17 protein-coding genes are annotated in these 21,292 nt (G+C 61.1%); 12 read left to right on the top strand and 5 right to left on the bottom strand.

Features of this window, described 5'->3' with window-relative positions:
* Positions 1-118 precede the first annotated feature (118 nt).
* A complete protein-coding gene (locus DHV10_RS00210; RefSeq protein WP_109484321.1) occupies positions 119-2,071 on the top strand; it encodes a winged helix-turn-helix domain-containing protein in 1,953 nt (650 codons plus the stop codon).
* Here the strand turns inward: DHV10_RS00210 and DHV10_RS00205 are convergent.
* The 3 genes from DHV10_RS00205 to DHV10_RS00195 all read right to left on the bottom strand — a co-directional run bounded on the left by DHV10_RS00205 (position 2,063) and on the right by DHV10_RS00195 (position 5,749).
* Positions 2,063-3,289 (bottom strand): MFS transporter, encoded by a 1,227-nt coding sequence (locus DHV10_RS00205; RefSeq protein ID WP_109484320.1) that lies wholly within the window; start codon positions 3,287-3,289, stop codon positions 2,063-2,065. The two genes, DHV10_RS00210 and DHV10_RS00205, sit on opposite strands and share 9 nt — an antisense overlap.
* A gap of 139 nt (positions 3,290-3,428) precedes the next feature.
* Positions 3,429-4,022 (bottom strand): gluconate 2-dehydrogenase subunit 3 family protein, encoded by a 594-nt coding sequence (locus DHV10_RS00200; protein ID WP_109484319.1) that lies wholly within the window; start codon positions 4,020-4,022, stop codon positions 3,429-3,431.
* A 2-nt stretch (positions 4,023-4,024) separates the two neighbouring features.
* Positions 4,025-5,749, bottom strand: coding sequence for a GMC family oxidoreductase (locus tag DHV10_RS00195; RefSeq protein WP_109484318.1), 1,725 nt, complete (start codon positions 5,747-5,749; stop codon positions 4,025-4,027).
* A 358-nt stretch (positions 5,750-6,107) separates the two neighbouring features.
* Here DHV10_RS00195 and DHV10_RS00190 point away from each other — a divergent pair, with 358 nt between their 5' ends.
* Both DHV10_RS00190 and DHV10_RS00185 read left to right on the top strand, forming a co-directional pair.
* Positions 6,108-6,698: a YdeI/OmpD-associated family protein gene (locus DHV10_RS00190; protein ID WP_109485625.1), complete on the top strand. Its 591-nt coding sequence runs from the start codon at positions 6,108-6,110 to the stop codon at positions 6,696-6,698.
* An 87-nt stretch (positions 6,699-6,785) separates the two neighbouring features.
* Positions 6,786-8,138 (top strand): tryptophanase, encoded by a 1,353-nt coding sequence (locus DHV10_RS00185; protein WP_109484317.1) that lies wholly within the window; start codon positions 6,786-6,788, stop codon positions 8,136-8,138.
* Between the two features lie 203 nt (positions 8,139-8,341).
* Here the strand turns inward: DHV10_RS00185 and DHV10_RS00180 are convergent, their stop codons facing one another.
* Positions 8,342-9,109 carry a hypothetical protein gene (locus DHV10_RS00180; RefSeq protein ID WP_109484316.1) on the bottom strand — a complete coding sequence of 256 codons (768 nt, stop codon included), beginning with the start codon at positions 9,107-9,109 and terminating at the stop codon, positions 8,342-8,344.
* Between the two features lie 187 nt (positions 9,110-9,296).
* Between DHV10_RS00180 and DHV10_RS00175 the strand changes: the two genes are divergently transcribed.
* The 5 genes from DHV10_RS00175 to DHV10_RS00155 all read left to right on the top strand — a co-directional run bounded on the left by DHV10_RS00175 (position 9,297) and on the right by DHV10_RS00155 (position 13,848).
* Positions 9,297-9,923, top strand: a complete 627-nt coding sequence (locus DHV10_RS00175; RefSeq protein ID WP_109484315.1) for a DUF47 domain-containing protein — start codon at positions 9,297-9,299, stop codon at positions 9,921-9,923.
* A gap of 4 nt (positions 9,924-9,927) precedes the next feature.
* Entirely contained in the window at positions 9,928-10,950 is a 1,023-nt protein-coding gene (locus DHV10_RS00170) for an inorganic phosphate transporter (RefSeq protein WP_109484314.1), read from the top strand.
* A gap of 31 nt (positions 10,951-10,981) precedes the next feature.
* Positions 10,982-12,058, top strand: coding sequence for an FUSC family protein (locus DHV10_RS00165; RefSeq protein ID WP_109484313.1), 1,077 nt, complete (start codon positions 10,982-10,984; stop codon positions 12,056-12,058).
* Between the two features lie 94 nt (positions 12,059-12,152).
* Positions 12,153-12,680 (top strand): DinB family protein, encoded by a 528-nt coding sequence (locus DHV10_RS00160; RefSeq protein WP_109484312.1) that lies wholly within the window; start codon positions 12,153-12,155, stop codon positions 12,678-12,680.
* 25 nt (positions 12,681-12,705) lie between these two features.
* A complete protein-coding gene (locus DHV10_RS00155; RefSeq protein WP_109484311.1) occupies positions 12,706-13,848 on the top strand; it encodes an alpha/beta hydrolase in 1,143 nt (380 codons plus the stop codon).
* Between the two features lie 221 nt (positions 13,849-14,069).
* Here the strand turns inward: DHV10_RS00155 and DHV10_RS00150 are convergent, their stop codons facing one another.
* Entirely contained in the window at positions 14,070-16,295 is a 2,226-nt protein-coding gene (locus DHV10_RS00150; RefSeq protein ID WP_109485624.1) for an alpha-galactosidase, read from the bottom strand.
* Positions 16,296-16,478: 183 nt separating this feature from the next.
* Between DHV10_RS00150 and DHV10_RS00145 the strand changes: the two genes are divergently transcribed.
* The 4 genes from DHV10_RS00145 to DHV10_RS00130 all read left to right on the top strand — a co-directional run bounded on the left by DHV10_RS00145 (position 16,479) and on the right by DHV10_RS00130 (position 21,037).
* Positions 16,479-17,924, top strand: coding sequence for a sensor histidine kinase (locus tag DHV10_RS00145; RefSeq protein WP_109484310.1), 1,446 nt, complete (start codon positions 16,479-16,481; stop codon positions 17,922-17,924).
* Positions 17,925-18,103: 179 nt separating this feature from the next.
* Entirely contained in the window at positions 18,104-18,505 is a 402-nt protein-coding gene (locus tag DHV10_RS00140; RefSeq protein ID WP_109484309.1) for a VOC family protein, read from the top strand.
* Positions 18,506-18,515: 10 nt separating this feature from the next.
* Complete coding sequence (locus tag DHV10_RS00135; RefSeq protein WP_109484308.1) at positions 18,516-19,376, top strand: class I SAM-dependent methyltransferase; 861 nt, start codon at positions 18,516-18,518, stop codon at positions 19,374-19,376.
* 128 nt (positions 19,377-19,504) lie between these two features.
* Positions 19,505-21,037 (top strand): tetratricopeptide repeat protein, encoded by a 1,533-nt coding sequence (locus DHV10_RS00130; RefSeq protein ID WP_204101288.1) that lies wholly within the window; start codon positions 19,505-19,507, stop codon positions 21,035-21,037.
* Positions 21,038-21,292: the final 255 nt, after the last annotated feature.

Here is a 21,292-nt window from a genome sequence, read left to right as displayed (position 1 = left end):
CAAAGAGCTGTTGTTAAAAGATTGGGGATTGCCGGGTTGCAACTTCGGCTTATCCTGTAGTTCACCGCCCCCGGATGTCCTGACGAAACTCTGAAGATTTCTAAAGGAAGTCGTTTCGATGGCCTCTTCCCCGGACTTTGGCACTCCAAACCCGCAGAAAATCCTCTGGCGATTCGCGGAGTGTGAGTTCGACGAGCTCCGTTTTCAGCTCACCGTGCACGGCCAGCCGGTAGAACTTGAGCGCAAACCGCTGGAACTTCTTCGCTATCTCCTCGCGCACTCCGGCGAAGTCGTTCGCAAAGAAGAGCTCCTCGATGCCGTTTGGCCCGGCGTCATCGTGGTCGACGCCTCGCTCGCCACCGCCGTCTCCAAATTAAGGAAAGTCCTCGGCGATCAAGAAATTGTTCAGACCGTTCCGCGCGTCGGTTACCGCATCGCCGTGCCCGTCCTCCGCCTCTTCCCGCCCAATTCGTCCACCGAATTCGTCGCCGATGTCCCCGTCGCGCTCGCCCCAGACACCCCGGCCGCCCCGCCCCAGCGTCCTCCCGCCCTCTTCGGCAGGCGTCTCCTCTGGGCCGGCGGCGCCATCGCAGCCATACTCCTCATCTCCATCGGTCTCATCGGAAGCCGAAGCCGAAAACCTGCCACCTCTCCCCAGCCGGCATCGGTCGCTATCCTTCCATTTCAAAACGTCTCCGGAAATCAGTCCCTCGACTACTTGCGATCCGCGCTGCCCGACGAAATTGCGCAGACCTTTGCCTCCGCCAAGTCGCTCAACATGCGTCCGCTGGCCGCATCTGCGCGTTTCACCGGACCGGCAGTCGACTTCAAGCGGCTTGGTCGCGATCTCGACGTGAATCGCGCCATCACCGGGCATTACCTCATCATGGGAGATCGCCTGCATGTGACCATGGAAGCCGTCGATACCGACCAGAACCGCATCGTTTGGCAGGACAATTTCGAGGTACCCAGCAATAACCTGCTCGCCATGCAAGAGCAGATCGCTACCATCTCTCATGGAAAGCTCGCCGAGATCCTTGGTGTTCCCGGCTTCTCCAGCGACGCATCGCCGCGCACCTCGAACGAAGCCGCATACGAGCTCTACCTCAAGAGCCTCGCCGTGAAGTGGGACAACCAAACTGATCGCCAGGCCATCGAGTTCCTGCGTCAGGCCGTGCTGCTCGACCCCAACTACGCGCCCGCCTGGGAGATGCTTGCTCTGCGCTATTACGGCGCATCGCGGTTCGGAGGCGGCGGCCCGGAGATGATGGCGCTGTCTGACGCTGCGCTCGACAAGGAGCTCGCCCTCAATCCCGACTCACTCGACCCCATCGCCGAGATGACCATCCACCGCACCGAGCGCGGAGACATCGTCAAAGCCCACCAGATTGCGCTTGAGCTGGTTCGTCGCAAACCCGACGACCCCAATCTCCACCACGTCCTCAGCTACGTCCTCCGCTACGGAGGATCGCTCGATGAAGCTGGACGCGAATGCGAGATCACGGTTCTGCTTGCGACCAAAGTCGTCTGGGGCTCCTGTTCCACCACATTCAGAGAACTGGGCAACTACGACCGCGCCCGCTTCTTCGTGCGCAAAGACCTCAGCTCCGAATGGTCAAAGTCAGCAGCCATCGAACTCCTGTTGCGCCAGGGCAACAAGCCTGAAGCTCTCCGCATTCCCGCGCCTCAGATTCCCCACTGGGACAGCTACAAGATGCTGCTCGCCTGCGCACGCGGCGCTCCGCCTGAAGAGATCAAGGCTCTCTCCGCCAAGGTGGAGGTCGACGACGACCCCGAAATCAACTACCTCTTCGCCGGCCATCTTGCCTACTGCGGCCAGACAGAAGCCGCGCTGCGCATGTTGAAGATCGCCATCGACCGCCACTACTGCTCGTTCCCCACGGTCGATAAAGACCCCTTCTTCGACCGCCTCCGCAACAACCCGCAATTCCAGAAGCTGCGATCCGCCGCAATGGCGTGCCATGCCGACTTCGTGAATCCCCGCGGGCAGGAGTTCATGGCTTCCGATTCGCATACTTCAAAGGAAACACGCTTAAACGGCTCAGATTGATCCGGCGGCCTGCATCTGCGCTTCCGGCCCGCGCGCAAAGAACGCGATCAGCGCGACCAGCAGGAACCCGATCCCAGTGGCACACACGCCGTGCCACCGCCATTGACCCCAGGCCCATGCGCCAACAAGCGACCCGAGAGATCCGCCGCTGAAATAGGCGATCATGTACACCGCGTTGACACGGTTTCGAGCATCGGGCCGAAGCGAAAGCACTCGGCTTTGGTTTGCAACTTGCGCTGCCTGAACGCCGGCGTCCAGCAGAATCACACCCGCGAGCAGGCCCCACAGCCGCAGACCAAATCCCCAGAACATCCCGTAAGCTGCGAGCGCAACAAAGAGCGCAATCAGCACCACGGACCTCGGACTCCTGCGGTCCGAATGGCGCCCCGCAATGGGCGCCACCGCTGCGCCCGTCGCACCCACAAGTCCGAAGAGTCCTGCCGCCTGGCTGCCATAGTGATGAGGCGGCGTCTCCAGAAAGAAAACCAGCGTCGTCCAGAAGACGCTGAATGCCGCAAAGAACATCGCCGCAACCAGCGACACCTGCCGAAGTTTCGGCACCTCTACTACTAGCCTCCAGATCGAGTGCATAAGGTCGCGGTAGCGCATTGTAGCCTGAGCGGGAACGGCCGGCAGTTGGACGTGCAGCAGAATCGCGAACAGCAGTGCGAGCGCGGCAGCTATCCAGTACATCGCCCTCCAGCCCAGGTAATGTGCAACCATGCCGCTCAGCGTGCGCGCCAGCAGGATGCCGAGCAGAATTGCGCTGAGAATCGCGCCGATCGTGCGGCCTTGATCCTCTGCCGGTACCATCTCGGCCGCAAGAGGAATCATGATCTGTGCAGCCACCGTCGTGAAGCCAATCAGAAAACTGGCCACAATGATCGAGATCAGGTTGCGAGAGCTCGCTGCATACACAAGAGATCCCGTCACCACAAGCAACAGCGCCGTGATCAGGCGCCGACGCTCAATGAAATCTCCAAGCGGAATGAACACCGGCATCCCCAGTGCGTATCCGACTTGCGTAAAGGTTGCGACCAGCCCAATGCCGTGCGCCGACGCGTGAAATGTGCGCATCATGTCCGCAAGCATCGGCTGGTTGTAATAAAGATTCGCAACCGCTACGGCAGAGGCCAGCGACATCGTCCAGAGCAGCGATCGCGAGAGTTCGGGCCGATAGCCCAAACCGTTATTGACAGCAGAGACGTGGTCACCCATACAACTCGGCTGATTGGATGCGCCGCGTACAGCATGCGCTTGTCTGCATCCCACAGAAAGCCTGGGTGAGAAACGTCAGACGGAAGCCATTGCATGGCGCGCCTTCTATAAACTCGAACAACGCGCGCTCCGCCGTACCCTAAACTCCCTCCACCGGCGGACACCCATCGAAGTGCGTCAAAAAAGTATTTCCCTTATACCCTAGATACTTGATTCCGATCTTGCTCGTAAAGAACCCGTCCGCCGTCATGTTGCGCAACAGCGTGAAAAACTCCACAGGCTCCGTCAGCGACTCATGCGCATCGGCATTCTTCCGGTACGCAATCCGGTCCAGCACCTCTTTCCGCTGCCCCTCCGCACACGCAAGATAAGTCTTCCCGTACTTCGCCGAGCACGTCGCATCCAGCCATTTCAACCCGCCGCCCAGCGTCTTCTGATACTCCTTGTTCTCGCTCGTCAGCAGATCGATGAATTCCGGCGCACCCGCCTCCACCGCACCGCCTGCATCCGCATCTGCCGGAATGATCGTATCGCACAACGACTGCAGCGTCTTGTATTCATCCCCTTTGAAGTACTTCGGCGCATATGCGCCCGTACTCTGCTTCTCAGCCTGCACCAGGTGATGCGCGGCCTCCGCCGCCTCCAGCGGAATCACCTTCATCACCGATCCGACAGCGGCTCCCAGCGTTAACGACTTCAACACTGCCCTGCGCGTCAACACTTCATTCGTCATCTCTATATCTCCATCTTCTTCGCCTGATCCAGCAGATACTCAGACGTTCTCCACGCCAGGGCCATGATCGTCAGCGTCGGATTCTTATCCGGATTCGTCACAAACGGCGCCGCGTCCGCCACAAACAAATTCTTCACCTCATGCGCCTGGCAGTTCCCGTTCAGCACCGACGTCTTCTTGTCACTCCCCATCCGCACCGTCCCGAGTTCGTGAATGATCGCGCCTCCCGTAGAGATCGCATTCGTTTGCTGCTGCACATCGCCGCTCGGCTTCGAGTGCCTTCGCGCGCCCACCAGCACCGTCCCGCCCGCCGCCTCGATGATCTGCCGGAACGTCTGCTGCATATCCCGCGCCATCTTCAACTCGTTCTCGCCCCACTTCCAGTGGAACCGCAGCACCGGTATGCCCCACTTATCCTTCACCTCTGGGTCCAGTTCGCAGAAGGTATTCTCGTTCGGAATCATCTCGCCGCGTCCGCTGAACCCGATAAACGTTCCATACGCGCTCCGGCATTTCTGCTTCAGCGTCGCGCCGTATCCTTCTTCCTGCTCGCACACATAGTCGAACTCGCCCACGCCCGGCATATTCCTTCCGCCGCCAAACTCGATGTGATACCCGCGCAGGAACTCGTTCTTCTGTCCGAACCGCCACCACGGCATGTACATGTGCATCCCGCCCACGCCGTCATGATTGTGTGCCGGCACCTTCTCCAGTTGCGGAAAATGCCCGACCAGATCGCTCCCTACCGAGTCCGTCAGGTACCTCCCCACCGCACCCGACCCATTCGCGATCCCATTCGGAAACTGCGCCGACTTCGAATTCAGCAGCAGCCGCGCACTCTCGCACGCGCTCGCAGCCACCACCACGGCCTTCGCATACACGCGCTGCTCCGTCTTCGTGGTCTTGTCGACATACGACACAGCCTCAGCCTTTCCGTCTTTGCCGACAACAATCTCCCGCGCCATGGCATTCGCGATCATCGTCAGCCGGCCCGTCGCAGCTGCCGGCGGAATCATCACCTGGCTCGAGCTGAAGTTCGAAGCCGTCCTGCACCCGCGTCCACACTGCGCGCAATAGTGGCACGGATCACGCCCGTTCAGCGCCTTCGTCAAAATCGCCAGTCGCGAAGGAATGCACGTGATGTGCAGCTGATCGCAAGCCTTTTTCACCAGCGTCTCAGTGCACCGCGGCTTCGGCGGCGGCATGAAAACTCCGTCCGGCGAGTTCGGCACATTCTCCTTCGACCCGAACACCCCGATGTATGCCTCAACTTTGTCGTAGTAAGGCGTCAGTTCCTCGTAGCTGATCGGCCAGTCGTCACCTACACCATCCGTCGAGTACGCCCTGAAGTCCGCCGGTCCGAATCGCAGCGCGATCCGCCCCCAGTGATTCGTCCGACCGCCCTCGATGCGCGAGCGGAACCAGCTGAACGACGATCCGTTCGCAACCGTGTACGGCTCTCCCGGAATCTCCCAGAACCCATTCGGCGCCATAAACTCGTCGCCGATCCCGCGCTGCTTTCCGCCCACGCCCACACCGCGATGCGGCAGTTGATACGGCCACATGTGCTCCTTGAAGTCCTTGTCCGGATCGAGCCGCGGCCCCGCCTCCAGCATCACCACATTCAGCCCGCCCTCGGTCAACACCTTCGCAGCAGTCCCACCGCCCGCACCTGAACCCACAATGCAAACGTCGTAGACCTTCTTCACCGGCCCTACTTGCAGCATCTCGTTTTGATCTCCAGGGAAATATCAGTGCAAAGAACGACACAACTATACCGCCTCACATCCTGTACCCCGCATTTCACTTCTGAAATGTGGGACAGCGCAGCGGCCTTGGGATATGTGAGAAAGCCGCCTAAATCAATGATGCTGTCATCCTGAGCGCAGGGGACCCCACGCGTAATCTTCAGCGGGGTGGTAAGCGAAGGATCTGCTTTTGCTCTTGAGCCCGCACGATCTACACAGCCGGTTTCGAGAATCCGAAGAAGCTGTGCTCATTCATCTCGACCTAATCGGCAGTCGAGGAACCGGCCGAACCGAAGACCAACTGGCATATTCTTTCATCGTGACCGGCAATCATCCCATGCGAACTCTTGAACAACTTCCCCGTGTCGAAATCCGCTCCGTCGGCTCCTGGCGAAAATGGCTCAACACTCACGCCGAATCCAGCACCGGCATCTGGCTGGTTACGTTCAAGAAATCCGCACGTCCCGACCTCTACCTCAGCTACGACGAAATTGTGGATCAGGCGATCTGCTTCGGTTGGGTCGACAGCCTGCCTCGGTCGCTCGACGAGCAGCGTTCTATGCGCCTTCTCTCCCCGCGTAAGAAAGGCAGCAGCTGGTCGAAGGTAAACAAACACCGCGCAGAGCGCCTCATCGCGCAAGGCGTCATGACTCCCCGTGGGCTCGCCATCATCAACGAAGCCAAACGCGACGGCTCATGGTCTCGCCTCGACAACGTCGAGTCTCTCAAGCTTCCACCCGATCTTGTCCAAGCGCTTGCCTCCCACAGCAACGCCACAAGCAACTTCGACGCCTTCCCTCGTTCAACAAAACGGGCAATTCTCGAGTGGATCCAGAACGCCAAAAAGCCCGAAACCCGCAATCGTCGCATCGAGGAAACCGCAAAGGCCGCTGCAAAAAACATTCGCGCCAATCAATACCGCCAGTGATTTCGCTGTCAGTCACTGCCGAGCTAGAGGCTAGAAGCTGGCAGCCTCAAGCTCCCCTGTCGTACCCTTATCCCTTCAGACAAAGCCATGCCCGTCAAAACTATCATCGAGCCGTTCCGCATCAAGAGCGTTGAGCCCATCCGCTGGACCACCCGCGCTCAGCGCGAACAGCTGCTCAAAGCCGCGCACTACAATCTCTTCCTGCTCCAAGCCGACGACGTCCTCATCGACCTCCTTACCGACTCCGGCACCGGCGCGATGTCCACCCATCAGTGGGCCGCAGTCATGGAAGGCGATGAGAGCTACGCCGGCAGCCGCAGCTTCGATCGCTTCCGCTCCTCCGTCCACGACATCGTCGGCTACACCCACGTAATCCCCACGCACCAGGGCCGCGCCGCCGAACGCATTCTCTTCGGGGTCGCCTGCAAGAAAGGCGACGTCGTCCCGAACAACACGCACTTCGATACCACGCGCGCCAACGTCGAGTTCGTCGGTGCCGAAGCCGTCGATCTCCTCATCCCCGAAGGCCGCCAGCCCTCACTTAGCTATCCCTTCAAAGGCAACATGGACGTCGCCGGGCTCGAAGCTCTCATAGCCCGCGTCGGCCGCGAGCATGTCCCCCTCGTCATGCTCACCGTCACCAACAACTCCGGCGGTGGCCAGCCCGTCTCCATGGAAAACGTGCGTGCCGTCAGCGCGGTCTGCAAGCGTCACAACATCCCGCTCTACTTTGACGCCTGCCGCTTCGCCGAGAACGCCTGGTTCATCAAGCTCCGCGAACCCGGCTATGAAAACAAAACTCCGAAAGAAATCGCGCAGGAGATGTTCCGCTACGGCGATGGCTGCACCATGTCCGCCAAAAAAGACGGCATGGCCAACATCGGCGGCTTTCTATGCACCAACAACGACATACTCGCGCAGCAGGAGAAAGATCTCCTCATCCTCACCGAGGGCTACCCCACCTACGGCGGCCTCGCCGGTCGAGATCTCGAAGCCATCGCCGTCGGCATTCAGGAGGCGCTCCAGGAAGACTACCTCCGCTACCGCATCGCCTCCACCGCCTATCTGGGCAACCACATCTCAGCTGGCGGAGTGCCCATCGTCCAGCCGCCCGGCGGGCACGCCATCTATATAGATGCACGCGCCTTCCTGCCCCACATCCCTTCCGACCAGTTCCCCGGAGTCGCCCTGGCTGCCGAGCTGTATCTCGAAGGCGGCATCCGCTCCGTCGAAATTGGAACCCTAATGTTTGCCGCCGCCGCACAGATGGACCTCGTCCGCCTCGCTATGCCGCGCCGCGTCTACACCCAGAGCCACGTCGATTATCTAGTCGAAGTAATTCTTGAGGTCTACCGCAAGCGCGAGTCGATTAAAGGTATGCGCCTCTCCTACGAAGCCCCCTTCCTCCGCCACTTCACCGCGCACCTTGAACCCGTGTGAAAAGTCTGCCGATTCAATCAACAGGCCGGCGCCTGTCTTGATCGCACAGATGAGCTACTTTTCGTGAGAAATGTTCTGAGCCTTGTCAGGGCACGACCGTGGCCGTGCCTTGGCCTGCATGCAGAAGCCGCGGGCTTTCAGCCCCTGAGGAAAGAATTTCTGACATAATGCCCCGCGGAACAATTACGCGGGGCTTTCTTTGTTTACTCCACCAGCTGCTCCGCAATCAGCCGTACCCACGTCTTCAACTCCGTCGACCTCCCGCTCAAATCCAACTCCGACAGTTTCAATCCGAACATCTCCCACGCCGACCGCTTTTGGCACCCGATCACCATCCCCTTAAGTCCTGAAAACTCCGCAACGCGAGGATCCCATTTCAGCTCATCCGCCCGCCGCACCACCCACTCCGCCAGCGAGATCAGATCCGCGTCCGGCACGGCCGGTTTCAAGTGCAGCGCAAACCACAACAGCGTCACCCCATACTCGCGAATCGAATCGTTCTCCCCTTCCGGATCCGACTTCAGAATCAACCAAGCAAAATTGCGCGCCGCCTCGCGATTCAGATCAACCGGCAGCGAATCCAGACTCAACAGAAGCTGGATCGTCGTCGACGAAGTGCTTTCGTCGTTGTACTTGTAGTTCCACGGCTCATGCTCGGCCCGCAAAATTGCTGCACAAGAAAATGCCCGGATCCAATGCCCGAACTCGCCCGTGCTCCCCGGTTTCCACTCCGGATTCTCGGGATCCGACCACCGCGTCAGTTGTAGTACTTCCAGCGGCACCCAGCTTTCTGTCGCAGGCAGATCGCCCGTGTCCCGAAGCTGCCGAAGGGCGGCAAGATGCGCATCAAAGTCGCAGCCGTAGTCTGCTTGCGCGATGCACTCCAGCATCTCATCCGTCACATGCGCCGAGATCGACCGCAGCAGCACATCCCCATCCGGCTCGAATTTCCCCAGGAGTTCCGTAATCATAGGTGATCAGCGAAAGTGTACCCGCTTCTACCCCTGAGCTCCTCCATCCTTGCAATCTTCAGGACGCACAAAAGCCCCCAGATCAGCCTCCTCTCAACAGCGGTTCAACCCCACCCGTCCTGCTTACATCTAACCTCTTTCGCCCGCTCTGATCCTTTGCCTCGCGGGTCGCCGGAGGTGCGCCACCGTGGTCTTCAACCTCATGCCGAAAGACATCAGCTACTACGACCAGCTGGAATCCCTCACCCAACTCATCGCCCCCGAGGTCCAGCGCCTTGGCCATCTGCTCAGCGGCATCAACGCCGACCGCCAGGCTGCCGCTCAAATCGAAGAACAGCGCCATCGCGGCCACGTACTCACTCGCCAGATCCTGCGCGCCCTCGATCAGGCCTTCATCACCCCGTTCGATCGCGAAGACATCTACCAGCTTGCCAACGAGCTCTATCGCGTCATCGACCGCGTCGCCAACACCGCCGAGCGCATCGTCCTCTACAACATGACCGAGATCCATCCCAGCCTTCAGGGCCAGTGCCGCACCCTCACCTCCATGGTCAAAGAACTGCAAACCGCTATTGGCCAGCTCCGCCACGGCAACGGCAAGACAGCCGAACGCCTCGCGCTAGACGAGCTCGGCCGCCTCGAAGAGGAATCCCGCCGCGAGCGCGCCCGCTTCCTCTCCGGCCTTTACGCCAGTTCGCCCAACCCGCTCGACGTGATGAAGAAGCGCGAAGTTCACGACCTCCTCATGGACGCCATCGGAGCCTGCGATCACCTCGGCCGCACCATCGAATCCGTCCTCCTCAAGAACGGCTGAACGCATGACGCTGATCATCCTCATCATTGTCCTGGCGCTTGCGTTCGACTTCCTCAACGGCTTTCACGACGCCGCCAACTCCATCGCCACCGTCGTCACTACGCGCGCGCTCACTCCCGGTCAGGCCGTCATCTGGGCCGCCGTCTTCAACTTCGTCGCCGTTTTCCTCTTTGGCACCGGTGTCGCCAAGACCATCAGCGACAAGCTAATCGATCCCGGCGCAATGGACACTTGGGTCGTCTTCGGCGGACTCATCGGCGGCATCGTCTGGAACCTCCTCACCTGGTACCTCGCCCTGCCTACCAGCTCTTCCCACGCCATCATCAGCGCGCTTGCCGGCTCCGCAATAACCAAGGCCGGCTGGCACGTTCTCCTGCTCAAGGGCTGGGAACCCGTACTGCTCTTCCTCGTCCTCTCGCCGCTCCTCGGCATGATCCTCGGCTACATCTTCATGCACATCGTTGCCTGGATCACCTGGCGCACGCCGCGCCACAAAGTCGAGCACACCTTCCGCCATCTCCAGCTCGCCTCCGCCGCTGCATATTCGCTTGGTCACGGCAGCAACGACGCGCAGAAAACGATGGGAATCATCGTCGCGCTCCTCGTCGCCAGCGGCCACGCAAACTGGACGCGCGGCCAGACCACCTTCCTCGGCCATCACGAAATCGCCCTCTGGATCATTCTCAGTTGCCAAGCCGCCATGGGCCTCGGCACCCTCTCCGGAGGATGGCGCGTCGTCCGCACAATGGGCTCGCGCATTACTCCGCACCTGCACTACGCCGGCGGATTCTCCGCGGAATTCGCAGCCGCTGTAACCATCGGCCTGGCCACCGTTGCGAAGATTCCCATCTCCACAACCCACGCAATTGGCGGCGCGGTCTCCGGTGTCGGCGCCACGCGCGGCGTGCACGCGGTCCGCTGGATTTGGGCCCGTCGCGTCGTCCTCGGCTGGATACTAACCTTCCCCGGCGCAGCCCTCATCGGCGCCGCCGGATACGAAATCGTGCACCTGCTGGCCCGCTCATGACTCGACACCCCAACCACCCGATCCGCTATACATGCTGACCGAGACCCTGCGCGAGATCCTCCGCCCCCACTGGACCAAGTTCCACCCGCGCTCCGCTCTACGCTGCATGCCCGCCATTGCTCTCGCCATCCTCGTCGGCTCCATCACCGGACACGCCGAATGGGGCATCATGGCCGCCAGCGGAGCCGTCAGCGTCGGCTTCGGCTCCTACCAAGAACTCGGCGGCTCCCGCACCGCCCCGATGCTCTATGCCACGCTGGGCATGTGCATCTCCAGTTGGATCGGCACGCTCGCCGGTCAGTCAATCACCGCAACCATCGCCGCAACCGCGCTCTGGGGATTCCTCTACGTCACCATCTCCGCGCTCGGCCCCGGCCACCAGTGGATCGCGCTCCAATCCGTCATCTGGATGATCATCTCCACCGCCTACCCCGCGCCCGGACTTCACGCGCTCACCCGAGGCGCATTCGTTCTTGCAGGTGGGCTGCTGCAACTCATCTGCGTGCGCTTCTTCTGGTGGGCCGAACGGCGCCACACTCCCGTGATGGGCCGCGCCACGCCCACCGGTGCCTGCGCAGACAACCACGTCTCCGACGTTCTCAAGCCCAAATCGTGCCTCTTCCTCTACGCCTTGCGAGCCGCGCTCACTCTCGGTCTCGCCGCTGGACTTTACCGCGCGCTGAAAATCCCAAACGGCTACTGGATCCCCATGACCGCCGCCATTGTCCTCCGCGCCGACATGCGACAGTCCATCACCCGCGGATTCGCGCGCATGACCGGCACCATCCTCGGGACGGTGCTTGCCACCATCGCCGCCAGCCTCCTCCGCCCCGGCCCTCTTGCGCTCTCCATACTCATTCTCATCTTCGTCTGGTTCGCCTACGCTCTGCTCTGGGTTAACTACGCCATCTTCGTCGTCCCTCTCACCGCCTACGTCGTCTCTCTCCTGGCTCTAGCCGGACTTCCCGAGCCCTTCGTCATCCATCACCGTCTGCTCAACACCCTGCTCGGCGGACTCATCTCGCTCATGCTCCATCTCATCTTCTTCGGCTGGGAGCGAACCCGCCTCTCACGCCGGCACTCCACAGCAGAACCTCTTACCCCGTAGATCGCGCGACCAGCCGCCACATCACAATTCCCTTTTCGCAATCGGCCTCCCCGCATAAGCTTGTTCCGTTCAAGTTTGTCTCCGAGGTCACGTGATGAAAAAGCTTCTGATCTTCACAGCATTCTTGTGTCTTCTATCAATCCAGAAAGCCTCAGCCCAGGACCCGCTCGACGGCCTATGGCAGGGCTACGACGGCGAATGGCGTCACGTCTCCAACCAGCTCGTCGCACTCGCCGAAGCCATCCCCGCCGACAAGTACGCATGGCGTCCCGCACCCGGTGTCCGCTCCACCAGCGAAGTCTTCATGCACATCGTCACCGCGAACTTCTACCTGCTCAGCGTCACCGGCCCCAAGATGCCGCCGAACCTCAAGGACGATGCGGACAAAACAGTTACCTCGAAAGCGGAAGTCATCGCCTGGCTCAAGCGCTCGCTTGAAGCCGTCAAGCAGGCGCACCTCGCCGCCGATCCCAAAGACATGTCGCGAAAGGTCAAGATCAATGGACGCGACGCGACCGTCGACGGCATGTACCTCCGCATCATCGTTCACGACAACGAGCACATGGGCCAGCTCATCGCCTACGCACGCATGAACGGCATCGCCCCGCCTTGGTCCAAGTGAGATCCTCATATCAGGTGACAGCCAGATGACCCCGCATTCATTCATGAGACTCGGTTCGCTCATGCTTGCGCTCGCCGCTGCGAATCTCGCAACCTCGCAGACTCCGCCTGCACCGGCACCGGCTCAACAGCCGCGACCCCAGCCGCCCACCCGCGATCCGCACACGCCCGGCTACGTGCAAGCCAAAGAACTCCCCGATGGCGCCGTTCCCTCTTCAACCGCCGACGGCAACTTCATCGTCGGCCCCACGCACCCCATCGCGCCGGAAATGACCGCGCCCGATCTCACCCACGGCGACGTCATCGAGTTCACCATGAACTCCGCCGACAGCAAATACTACCCCGGCATCGCCCGCGACAAAGGCACCTTCGGCACACCCGACTCCAGCGATCCCGCCAAGCTCGTCATCACCACCAGCCACCCCGCGCCCTACACACGCAAAATCGCCGTCTACATTCCTAAGCAGTATGTCCCCGGCACCGAAGCACCCTTCATCGTCGGAGCAGACGGCCCTGACCGCATGCTCTTCACCGCGCTCGACAGCATGATCCCCGAGCGCAAGCTCCCCGTCATGATCGCCATATCCATCGCAAACGGCACCGGCGACGCGCAGGGCAGCGAGCGCGGCCTCGAGTACGACACTATGTCCGGCAAATACGCCGAGTGGGTCGAAGACGAAGTCCTTCCTCTCGTCGAATCCAAAGCGCACGTCAAGCTCACACACGATCCCGAAGGCCGTGCCGCCACCGGCGGTAGCTCCGGCGCTGCGTGCGCGCTCATCATGGCCTGGTATCACCCGGAGCTCTACCACCGCGTCCTCGCCTACTCCGGCACCTGGGTCAACCAGCAATGGCCCTACGATCCGAAGACCCCGCACGGCGCATGGGAGTTCCACGAACACCTTATCCCGCAGAGCCCACGCAAGCCTATCCGCATCTGGATGGAAGTCGGCGACAAGGATCTCTTCAACCCCAACATCATGCGCGACAACATGCACGACTGGGTCGAAGCCAACGAGCGCCTTGCGAAGGCTCTCGCCGCAAAGAAGTACCACTACCAGTTCGTCTTCGCAGAAAACGCCTTCCACGTCGACCGCGCCGTCAAAATGCAAACCCTGCCCGAAGCCCTCGAGTACATCTGGCAAGGCTACAAACCGCTCCATAGATAAGGCTCAGCAAACGAAGCGTGTAATTCCGATGCGGGCAAGCCGCGCGTCTCACCAGCAAATCCGCCCGGGTGCCCCAGGTCTCGATTTTGAGACCTGGGAACAGGGATGCCAGTCCTGCTGAGCGAATCAGAACGAGGAAGACCCTTACGCTGCCGGGTGCCCCCGGTCCCTCGCACTTGGGGACCGGGGAAGGAACTCAAATCACAGTCAATTCCGCGCGCTTACTTCCGATCCAGCCGGAACGCCGCCGCCTGAAAATCCCCTCGGAAATCGTCTCCCGTCACTAGCCCATGGTTCATCCACCACGCGCCGCTTGCCGTCGTCGGACTTCCCTTCAGCACCGCGCCTTCAATCGGTGTCAGCGTGTATTCCGCCTTAGGATCGAGCCCCTTCAGCTTGAGAATTGGGAATCCTCTCCCCTCCTGCGTTGAATGAATAAACGCGAACACCACCGACTGGCTCTTGTCCTTGTTCACCGTCTGTGTCGCCGAGAACTCGCTTCCATTCCGCGGCGAAATCAACCGGTACAGATCCCCCTGCACAATCGTCTTCTGCACCTGGTGATACGCAGCGATCAGCCGCTTCGCCGTCGCCATCTCCTGGTCGGTGAACTTCGTGATGTTTGCCCCAATTCCCAGCGAGCCCTGCATCGAGCTCAGCATCCTGTACTGCAATGATGTCGACCGCTTGTTCCCCCAGTGCGGCGAATCCGTCACCCACGCCATCATCACCTGTGGCGTGTATGCATACGTGAATCCATCCTGCTGCGTCAGCCGATCGAACGGATCCGTGTTATCCGACGGCCACACCTCATCTGCATATTGCAGAATCCCGAGATCCACGCGTCCGCCGCCCCCCGAGCACGACTCGAGCTCCACCTTGGGATGCCGCTTCTTCAGCTCGCTCAGCACCCAGTACAGATTCCGCGTGAACGCAACATACACTTCCTTCTGCTCATTTGGCGGCAACTGATCCCATCCCGGCTCGCTCCAGTTGCGGTTGTAATCCCACTTCAGAAACGCGATGTCATTCTCGTTGAGCAGCTTGTCCAAAAACCCCAGCACATAATCCCGCACATCCTGTCGCGCCAGGTTCAACACCAGCTGATTGCGCGACTCCGACCGCGGCCTTCCCGGAAAATTCAACACCCAGTCCGGATGCTTTCGATACAAATCCGAATCCGGATTCACCATCTCCGGCTCAACCCACAAACCAAAATCCATATGCAGCGCGTGCACTTTATCGATCAGCGGCTTCAACCCGTGCGGAAACTTCTGCGAATTCACATACCAGTCGCCTAGTCCCGCGTGATCCGTCTTGCGCTGTCCAAACCACCCGTCGTCCATCACAAAACGATCCACACCCAGCGCAGCCGCCTTCTCCGCGAGCGCGATCTGCCCCTCCTCGCTCACGTTCATTTCGGTCGCTTCCCACGAGTTGTAGATCACGGGGCGCGGCTTCGGTGCCGCATCCTCGCCATCCCCAACTCGCCGCGGCAGCACATGCGCAACTTCATAGTGATGCAGCAGCCGCGACGCTCCGCCCAGCCCGTGCGCGCTATATCCGCCGTAGAACACCGGCGTCTCCAGCTTCTCTCCCGGCTTCAGCACATATCCAAAATCAAACGGATTGAATCCGCCCGTCACGCGAATCGCGTCCAGCTGGTCCTGCTCCACCGTAATCCGCCACGACCCGCTCCACGCCAGCGCGCCAAACCACACCTCGCCGGCATTCTCATCCGGCGCGTCACCAGCCTCGATCGCAAACCATGGATTCGCCTGGTGCCCCGTCGATCCGCGCCGGCTCTCAATCACGCGCTCACCGGGGCTCAGCTTTTCCTGTGTCAGCGTCCACTCGCCGCCCCATCTGCCCGTCAGATAATCCAGCGTGTAGTGCCCAGCGGGCACCGACCACGCCGCCGCAGCGGCCTGCTCAATCGTGATCGGCTGCTCCTCCTTGTTCTCGATCGTCGCCGACCGCGACAGGATCCCAGACACCGGATCAATCGAGTAGTGAAGCGTCACAAACACATTTCTCTTGATGTCTTTCAGCACGACATTGAAACCATCTGTTGCACTTTCATGACGGTCGTAGTGCAGCACCAAGTCGCGATTCCCATCCGTAAACGTAACCTTGATTGCCGGCTCAACAAATAGCCCTGCGCCCCATCCCGCATACTCCTGCGGCGTCGTCGTGTACGACGAATCAAACGACGCGGCCTCGCGCTTCGGAACCGCCGCCGGGATCCGATCCGTCGCGCCCAGCCGCCCTCCCCAGTAAAGCTGCTGCAGCTCTCCCCGCGGGTTCACCCCAAATGCATACGTGACGTTTCCGCCGTCCAGCCGAAACACCTTCGCCGTTCCGTCATAAGCGGCAGCCGAACCCTGCGCCGCGGCGCCAAGGCCCGCCAGAAGCGCACTCAACACCACCAACATCGCACGTTGCATCAGTCGTTTCCCCCAGTTGTCATTCAAAGCGCCCATCATAGCATCGGCTCTCCCAGCCCTGTCACAGCTCAGATAGCCATGCTCTCCGTTCAGCCGCCACCTGGACCGGTTCGTCACCTTTCTTAACAGGATTTGACCGGCCCATCGGCTATCCTGAAGCTGACTTCAAGAAGGAGGCCCTGGATGTTTTCCCCCACGCTGTCCGCGCCTGCCTGTCCAACACCCGCAGAGAACATCGCGGCTGCGCTGGAGCGCATCACTCCGCTTCAGGGACTCCCATTCGAAGACCGCCTCTGGCTCGCGCAGCACGGCGAAGAAGTCGTCGCGCAACCCGGCGACATCCTCTTTGAAGAAGGTCAGCCCGCCGATCGCATGATCCTCATCCTCAAAGGAGAGATCCACGTCCGTCGCTCCCGCGGCGGCCCCATGGAGCTCTTCATCGGCCGTACAGGCCAGATGACCGGACTGCTCCCCTTCTCGCGTATGAAAGCCTCCGGCGGCCAGGGATTCGCCATCAGCCCGGTATGGGCCCTCCTTGTCCACAAAGATCAGTTCCCCGCCATGCTCGCCGCCATCCCGTCGATGGCGCAGCGAGTCGTCTCCACGCTCCTCGATCGCGTTCGCGAGGTCACACGCATCGAGCAGCAGGCTGAAAAGCTCGGCGCACTCGGCAAGCTCGCCGGCAACCTCGCCCACGAGCTCAACAATCCAGCCTCTGCCGCACAGCGCGCCGCCGCCAGTCTCGTCATGGAGCTCCGCGCCAACCGCGAAAACCGCTTCAAGCTTGTGAACCTCTGCCTCTCGGAAGAACAGATTCGCGGCGTCGAAGCGTGGGAGCAGAAGATCCTGGCTCGCGCAACGCGCCACGACACCCGCAATCCCGTCGAGCAGATCCAGCTTGAAGAGGATCTCCGCACCTTCCTCACTAATCTCCACTGCGATACCGCATGGGAGGTCGCCGCTCAGCTTGCTGAACAGCGCACCACCGTTGCAGACCTTGAAGAACTGCGCAATCTCCTCGGACCTTCCGAAGCCTGCATCTCGCTTCAATATTTCGCGCGCTACGTCCGGTCCTCGCGCTCTGTTGACACGCTGCTCAACTCCACCGCGCGCATCTTCGACCTCATCAGCGCCGTCAAGGCCTACTCCTATATGGATCGCGCGCCGATCCTCGAAGTCGACGTGCCCGCAGGCCTCGACGCCACCGTTCAGATGCTGCAGTCGCGCATGAACAACGTTGAGGTTGAGCGTCACTACGACCCCAACCTGCCGCGCATCTCCGCCTACGGCAGCGAACTCAATCAGGTCTGGACGGCGCTCATCGAGAACGCACTCGACGCTCTCGGTGAAAGTAGCCACGGCGGCAAGCTTCGCCTCACATGCCGTCTCGAAGGCGAAATGATGCTCGTCGAAATATGGGACACCGGCCCCGGCATCCCGCCCGAGTTGCAGGACCGCATCTTCGAGCCCTTCTTCACCACCAAGGCTCCCGGCCAGGGTCTCGGCCTTGGACTCGACAACGCTATGCGCATCGTGCGCAAGCACCGTGGCCACCTGAGCGTTCGCTCCGACCCAGGCTCCACCTGCTTCCGCGTCCGCCTGCCCCTCGACCAGCTCCAGGCCTACTGACCCCAACACCCCATCACAAACAACTGGGTGCCCCAGGTCCCTCGCATTTGGGGACCTGGGAACGACAGACCCCCAACCGCCGAAGAAAGAAAGGCCGAATCGTCAGGAAACTGGGTGCCCCATCCAAGCTCCGCTTGGGTGGGAAACGACAAGGCTAGACCCTACACGGAGTGTTCCCTATGACGTCACCCGAAACAAGTCCCTCAACCACGCTGACCACCCTCATCAACGTCCGCCGCGGCGCCGAAGCCATCGACTTCTACACCCGCGCCTTCGGAGCCGCCATCCTCTCCCGCATGGACGCACCCGACGGCAGCGTCGTCGCCCATCTCTCCATCGGTAATGGCAGCTTCTGGCTCGCAGACGAATCCGCTCCCCACCAGAATTTCAGCCCTGAAACCCTCGGCGGCTCCACCACACGCATGGTCATGATCACCGATGACCCGCACGCCGCCTTCGATCGCGCCATCGCTGCCGGAGCCTCCTCCATCTGTCCCATCCGCGACGAAGAGTACGGCTGGCGCATAGGCCGCGTTGTCGATCCCTTCGGCCACCACTGGGAGATCGGCAAGCCGCTGTAAACTTCTCGCGATGCCCGCGCGCTCCGAGCAACTCGAAGCCACACTCTCGAACTTTGAGTCGGACCACGCGTTGCTCGATCCAAGCCAGTTCGCTCGACGCTTCGCAGTTGAAGAGGAACTCGAACGCCTCTTCGGTGACAAAGTCAGTGAGTCTGAATACACCCGCGCTCTCAGCCGGCGCGCGCGAGCGCTGCAACTCGCACTCGAGAAGATCGACTCCCAGCTCTTCGCAGACCTTCGAAGCCAGATCCGATCCGGCATCTGCCCCGCCGAGTTCCGCGCCTGCATTCACAATCAGTCCTCATCAGCGACTGGCCTCGACTTCGATCACCTCGACGATCTCGTCTCCGGTGTTCTGCGTTTCGAACCACCACCCGAAGAGCCTCGCACACTCAGCCCTGACTCCGTCTTCTACCAACCCACTCCCGCCCGCCACATCTTCCGCCTGATCTCCGCGGCTGCCATCACCGAGGCCGACACCCTCATCGATCTCGGCTCCGGTTTGGGTCACGTCCCGCTCCTCGTCTCCATCTGCACCGGCGCAACCTCCATCGGCATCGAACTCGATCCCGCCTTGATCGCCAGCGCAGAGCAGTGCGCAGCCGCACTGAGCCTGCGCAACATCACCTTCCGAGCCCAGGACGCACGCGAAGCCGATCTCTCCGCCGGCACCGTCTTCTACCTCTACACGCCGTTCACCGGCGCCACGCTCGCATCCGTCCTCAACTCTTTGCGCACGCAGGCCGGGCTCCGTCCCATCCGCATCTGCACCTTCGGCCCCTGCACTTCCACCCTGACCGAGCAACCCTGGCTTCGCCCTTCCTCGCCCCCGACGACCGATCAGATCACCGTCTTCACTCCTCTTTCCTGACACCGGCCGGGTGCCCCATGTCTCCCGCTTGTGGAGACATGGGAAGCGAGAACACCGGTCGATGACAAACCAAGTCCAGCCTCACAGGACTCTGCTAAAACTTCTCTATCGTCTCCCGGAGGTTCCCCGTGTCCCGTCTCTGCAATCTTGCGTTGCTTCTCGCTCTCCCCGCCCTCCCAATCGCAGCGCAGGAGACCCACGACCACGGCATCCCCGAGAAGCTCGGCAAAGTCTCCTTCCCCATCTCCTGCGCTCCCGCAACACAGCCCGAATTCAATCGCGCCATCGCGCTCCTCCACTCCTTCGCCTACGCTCCCGCAAACACCGCTTTCCAGAAAGTCGCCGCGCAAGACCCGCACTGCGCCATGGCACACTGGGGCATTGCGATGACGTGGTTCCACCCGCTCTGGGATATGCTCCCCGCAAGCTCCGTGCCCGCCGCAACGCACGAGATTGAAACCGCCCAGAGCATCGGAACCTCCGACCCGCGTGAGAAGGCCTACATTCACGCCTACTCGCTCGTGGTTCAGAACGCCGGCTCCAGCCCGTTCTCCTCCCGCAATCAGAATTACGAACAAGCCATGCGCAACCTGGCCCAACAGAACCCAACCGACGTCGAAGCCCAGGTCTTCTTCGCTCTCGCGCTGCTCTCGAACGCTCCGCCCACAGACAAAACACACGCACGTCAGAAGCAGGCCCTCTCCATCCTCGAGCCGCTCGACCTCACCTACCCTGACCACCCTGGCATCACGCACTACATCATCCATGCCTCCGACAGTTCAGAACTCGCACCGCGCGGTCTCGCTGCAGCACGCAAATACGCCGGGGTCGCTCCCTCAGCGCCTCACGCTTTGCACATGCCCTCGCACATCTTCACCCGCCTCGGCCTGTGGCATGACTCCATCAATTCCAACCTCGCCGCCGCTCAAGCCGCACGCGAACAGCACGACATTGGCGAAGAGCTCCATGCCATGGACTACCTCGTCTACGCCTACCTCCAGCTCGGACAGGACGAAAACGCGCAGCACGTCATCGATCGACTCAAGAAAATGGAAAGCCTGGGCATGGCCGATTTCAAAATCGGCTACGCTGCCACAGCCATGCCGGTCCGTTACGCCGTCGAGCGCCATCAATGGGCCGAAGCCGCTGCCATCAACCGCGACCCGAAATCGCCGCCACAGATCGCCGCCATCGCCGTATGGGCTCGAGCCCTCGGCCTCGTACGCGGCGGCCGGCCATCAGACACCGCCGCCGAACTCTCCGCACTCACCAACTACGAAAATCAGCTCCATCAGGCCGGCAACGACTACTGGGCTGCCCAGACCAGCGTTCTGCACAAAGAAGTCCTCGCCTGGTCCGAACAGGATGCCGGCGATTCCAGGCAAGCCGAATCCCAGTTGCGTGCCGCCGCCGACCAGGAAGACGCACTCGAGAAGCTGCCCGTCACTCCCGGTCCCATCGTCCCCGCCCGCGAGCAGCTCGGCGAACTCCTCCTTCAGCAGCACCGCCCCGCCGAAGCCGCCGCAGAATTCAAGCAATCTCTCCTGAACTCCCCCAACCGCAAAAACGCCTTGGATGGCCTCCGCGTCGCCGAGAAGAATCGGACTCAAGAAGACCCGAGAGTTCGCCCATCTGCATCTCCGGCCCAAATTGCAGATTGAGAATAGTCGAAGTTGGCATTAGCATTTCATCACATTCCCAACCGTATCTTTGACATTCCCTGGAGGCTCTGATGCCGGGTTCTCGCCTTCCCCTATGCTTTGTCCTCACGTTCCTCCTAGCTTTCGCTTCGCATGGACAAGATCTCAAACTCCAGCCGCCGATTTGGAGCTCCCATCCTGATATCCCTGCTTTTGAAAAGATCGAAGCCGAACACATCGCTGCTGCTCAACAAGCCATCAGCGAGATGGTATCCG

It is taken from the genome of Occallatibacter savannae, from assembly GCF_003131205.1.
Taxonomy (GTDB): Bacteria; Acidobacteriota; Terriglobia; order Terriglobales; family Acidobacteriaceae; genus Telmatobacter; species Telmatobacter savannae.
Note: the sequence above shows the minus strand (reverse complement) of the source record. Positions and strands in the feature narration are given on the sequence as shown.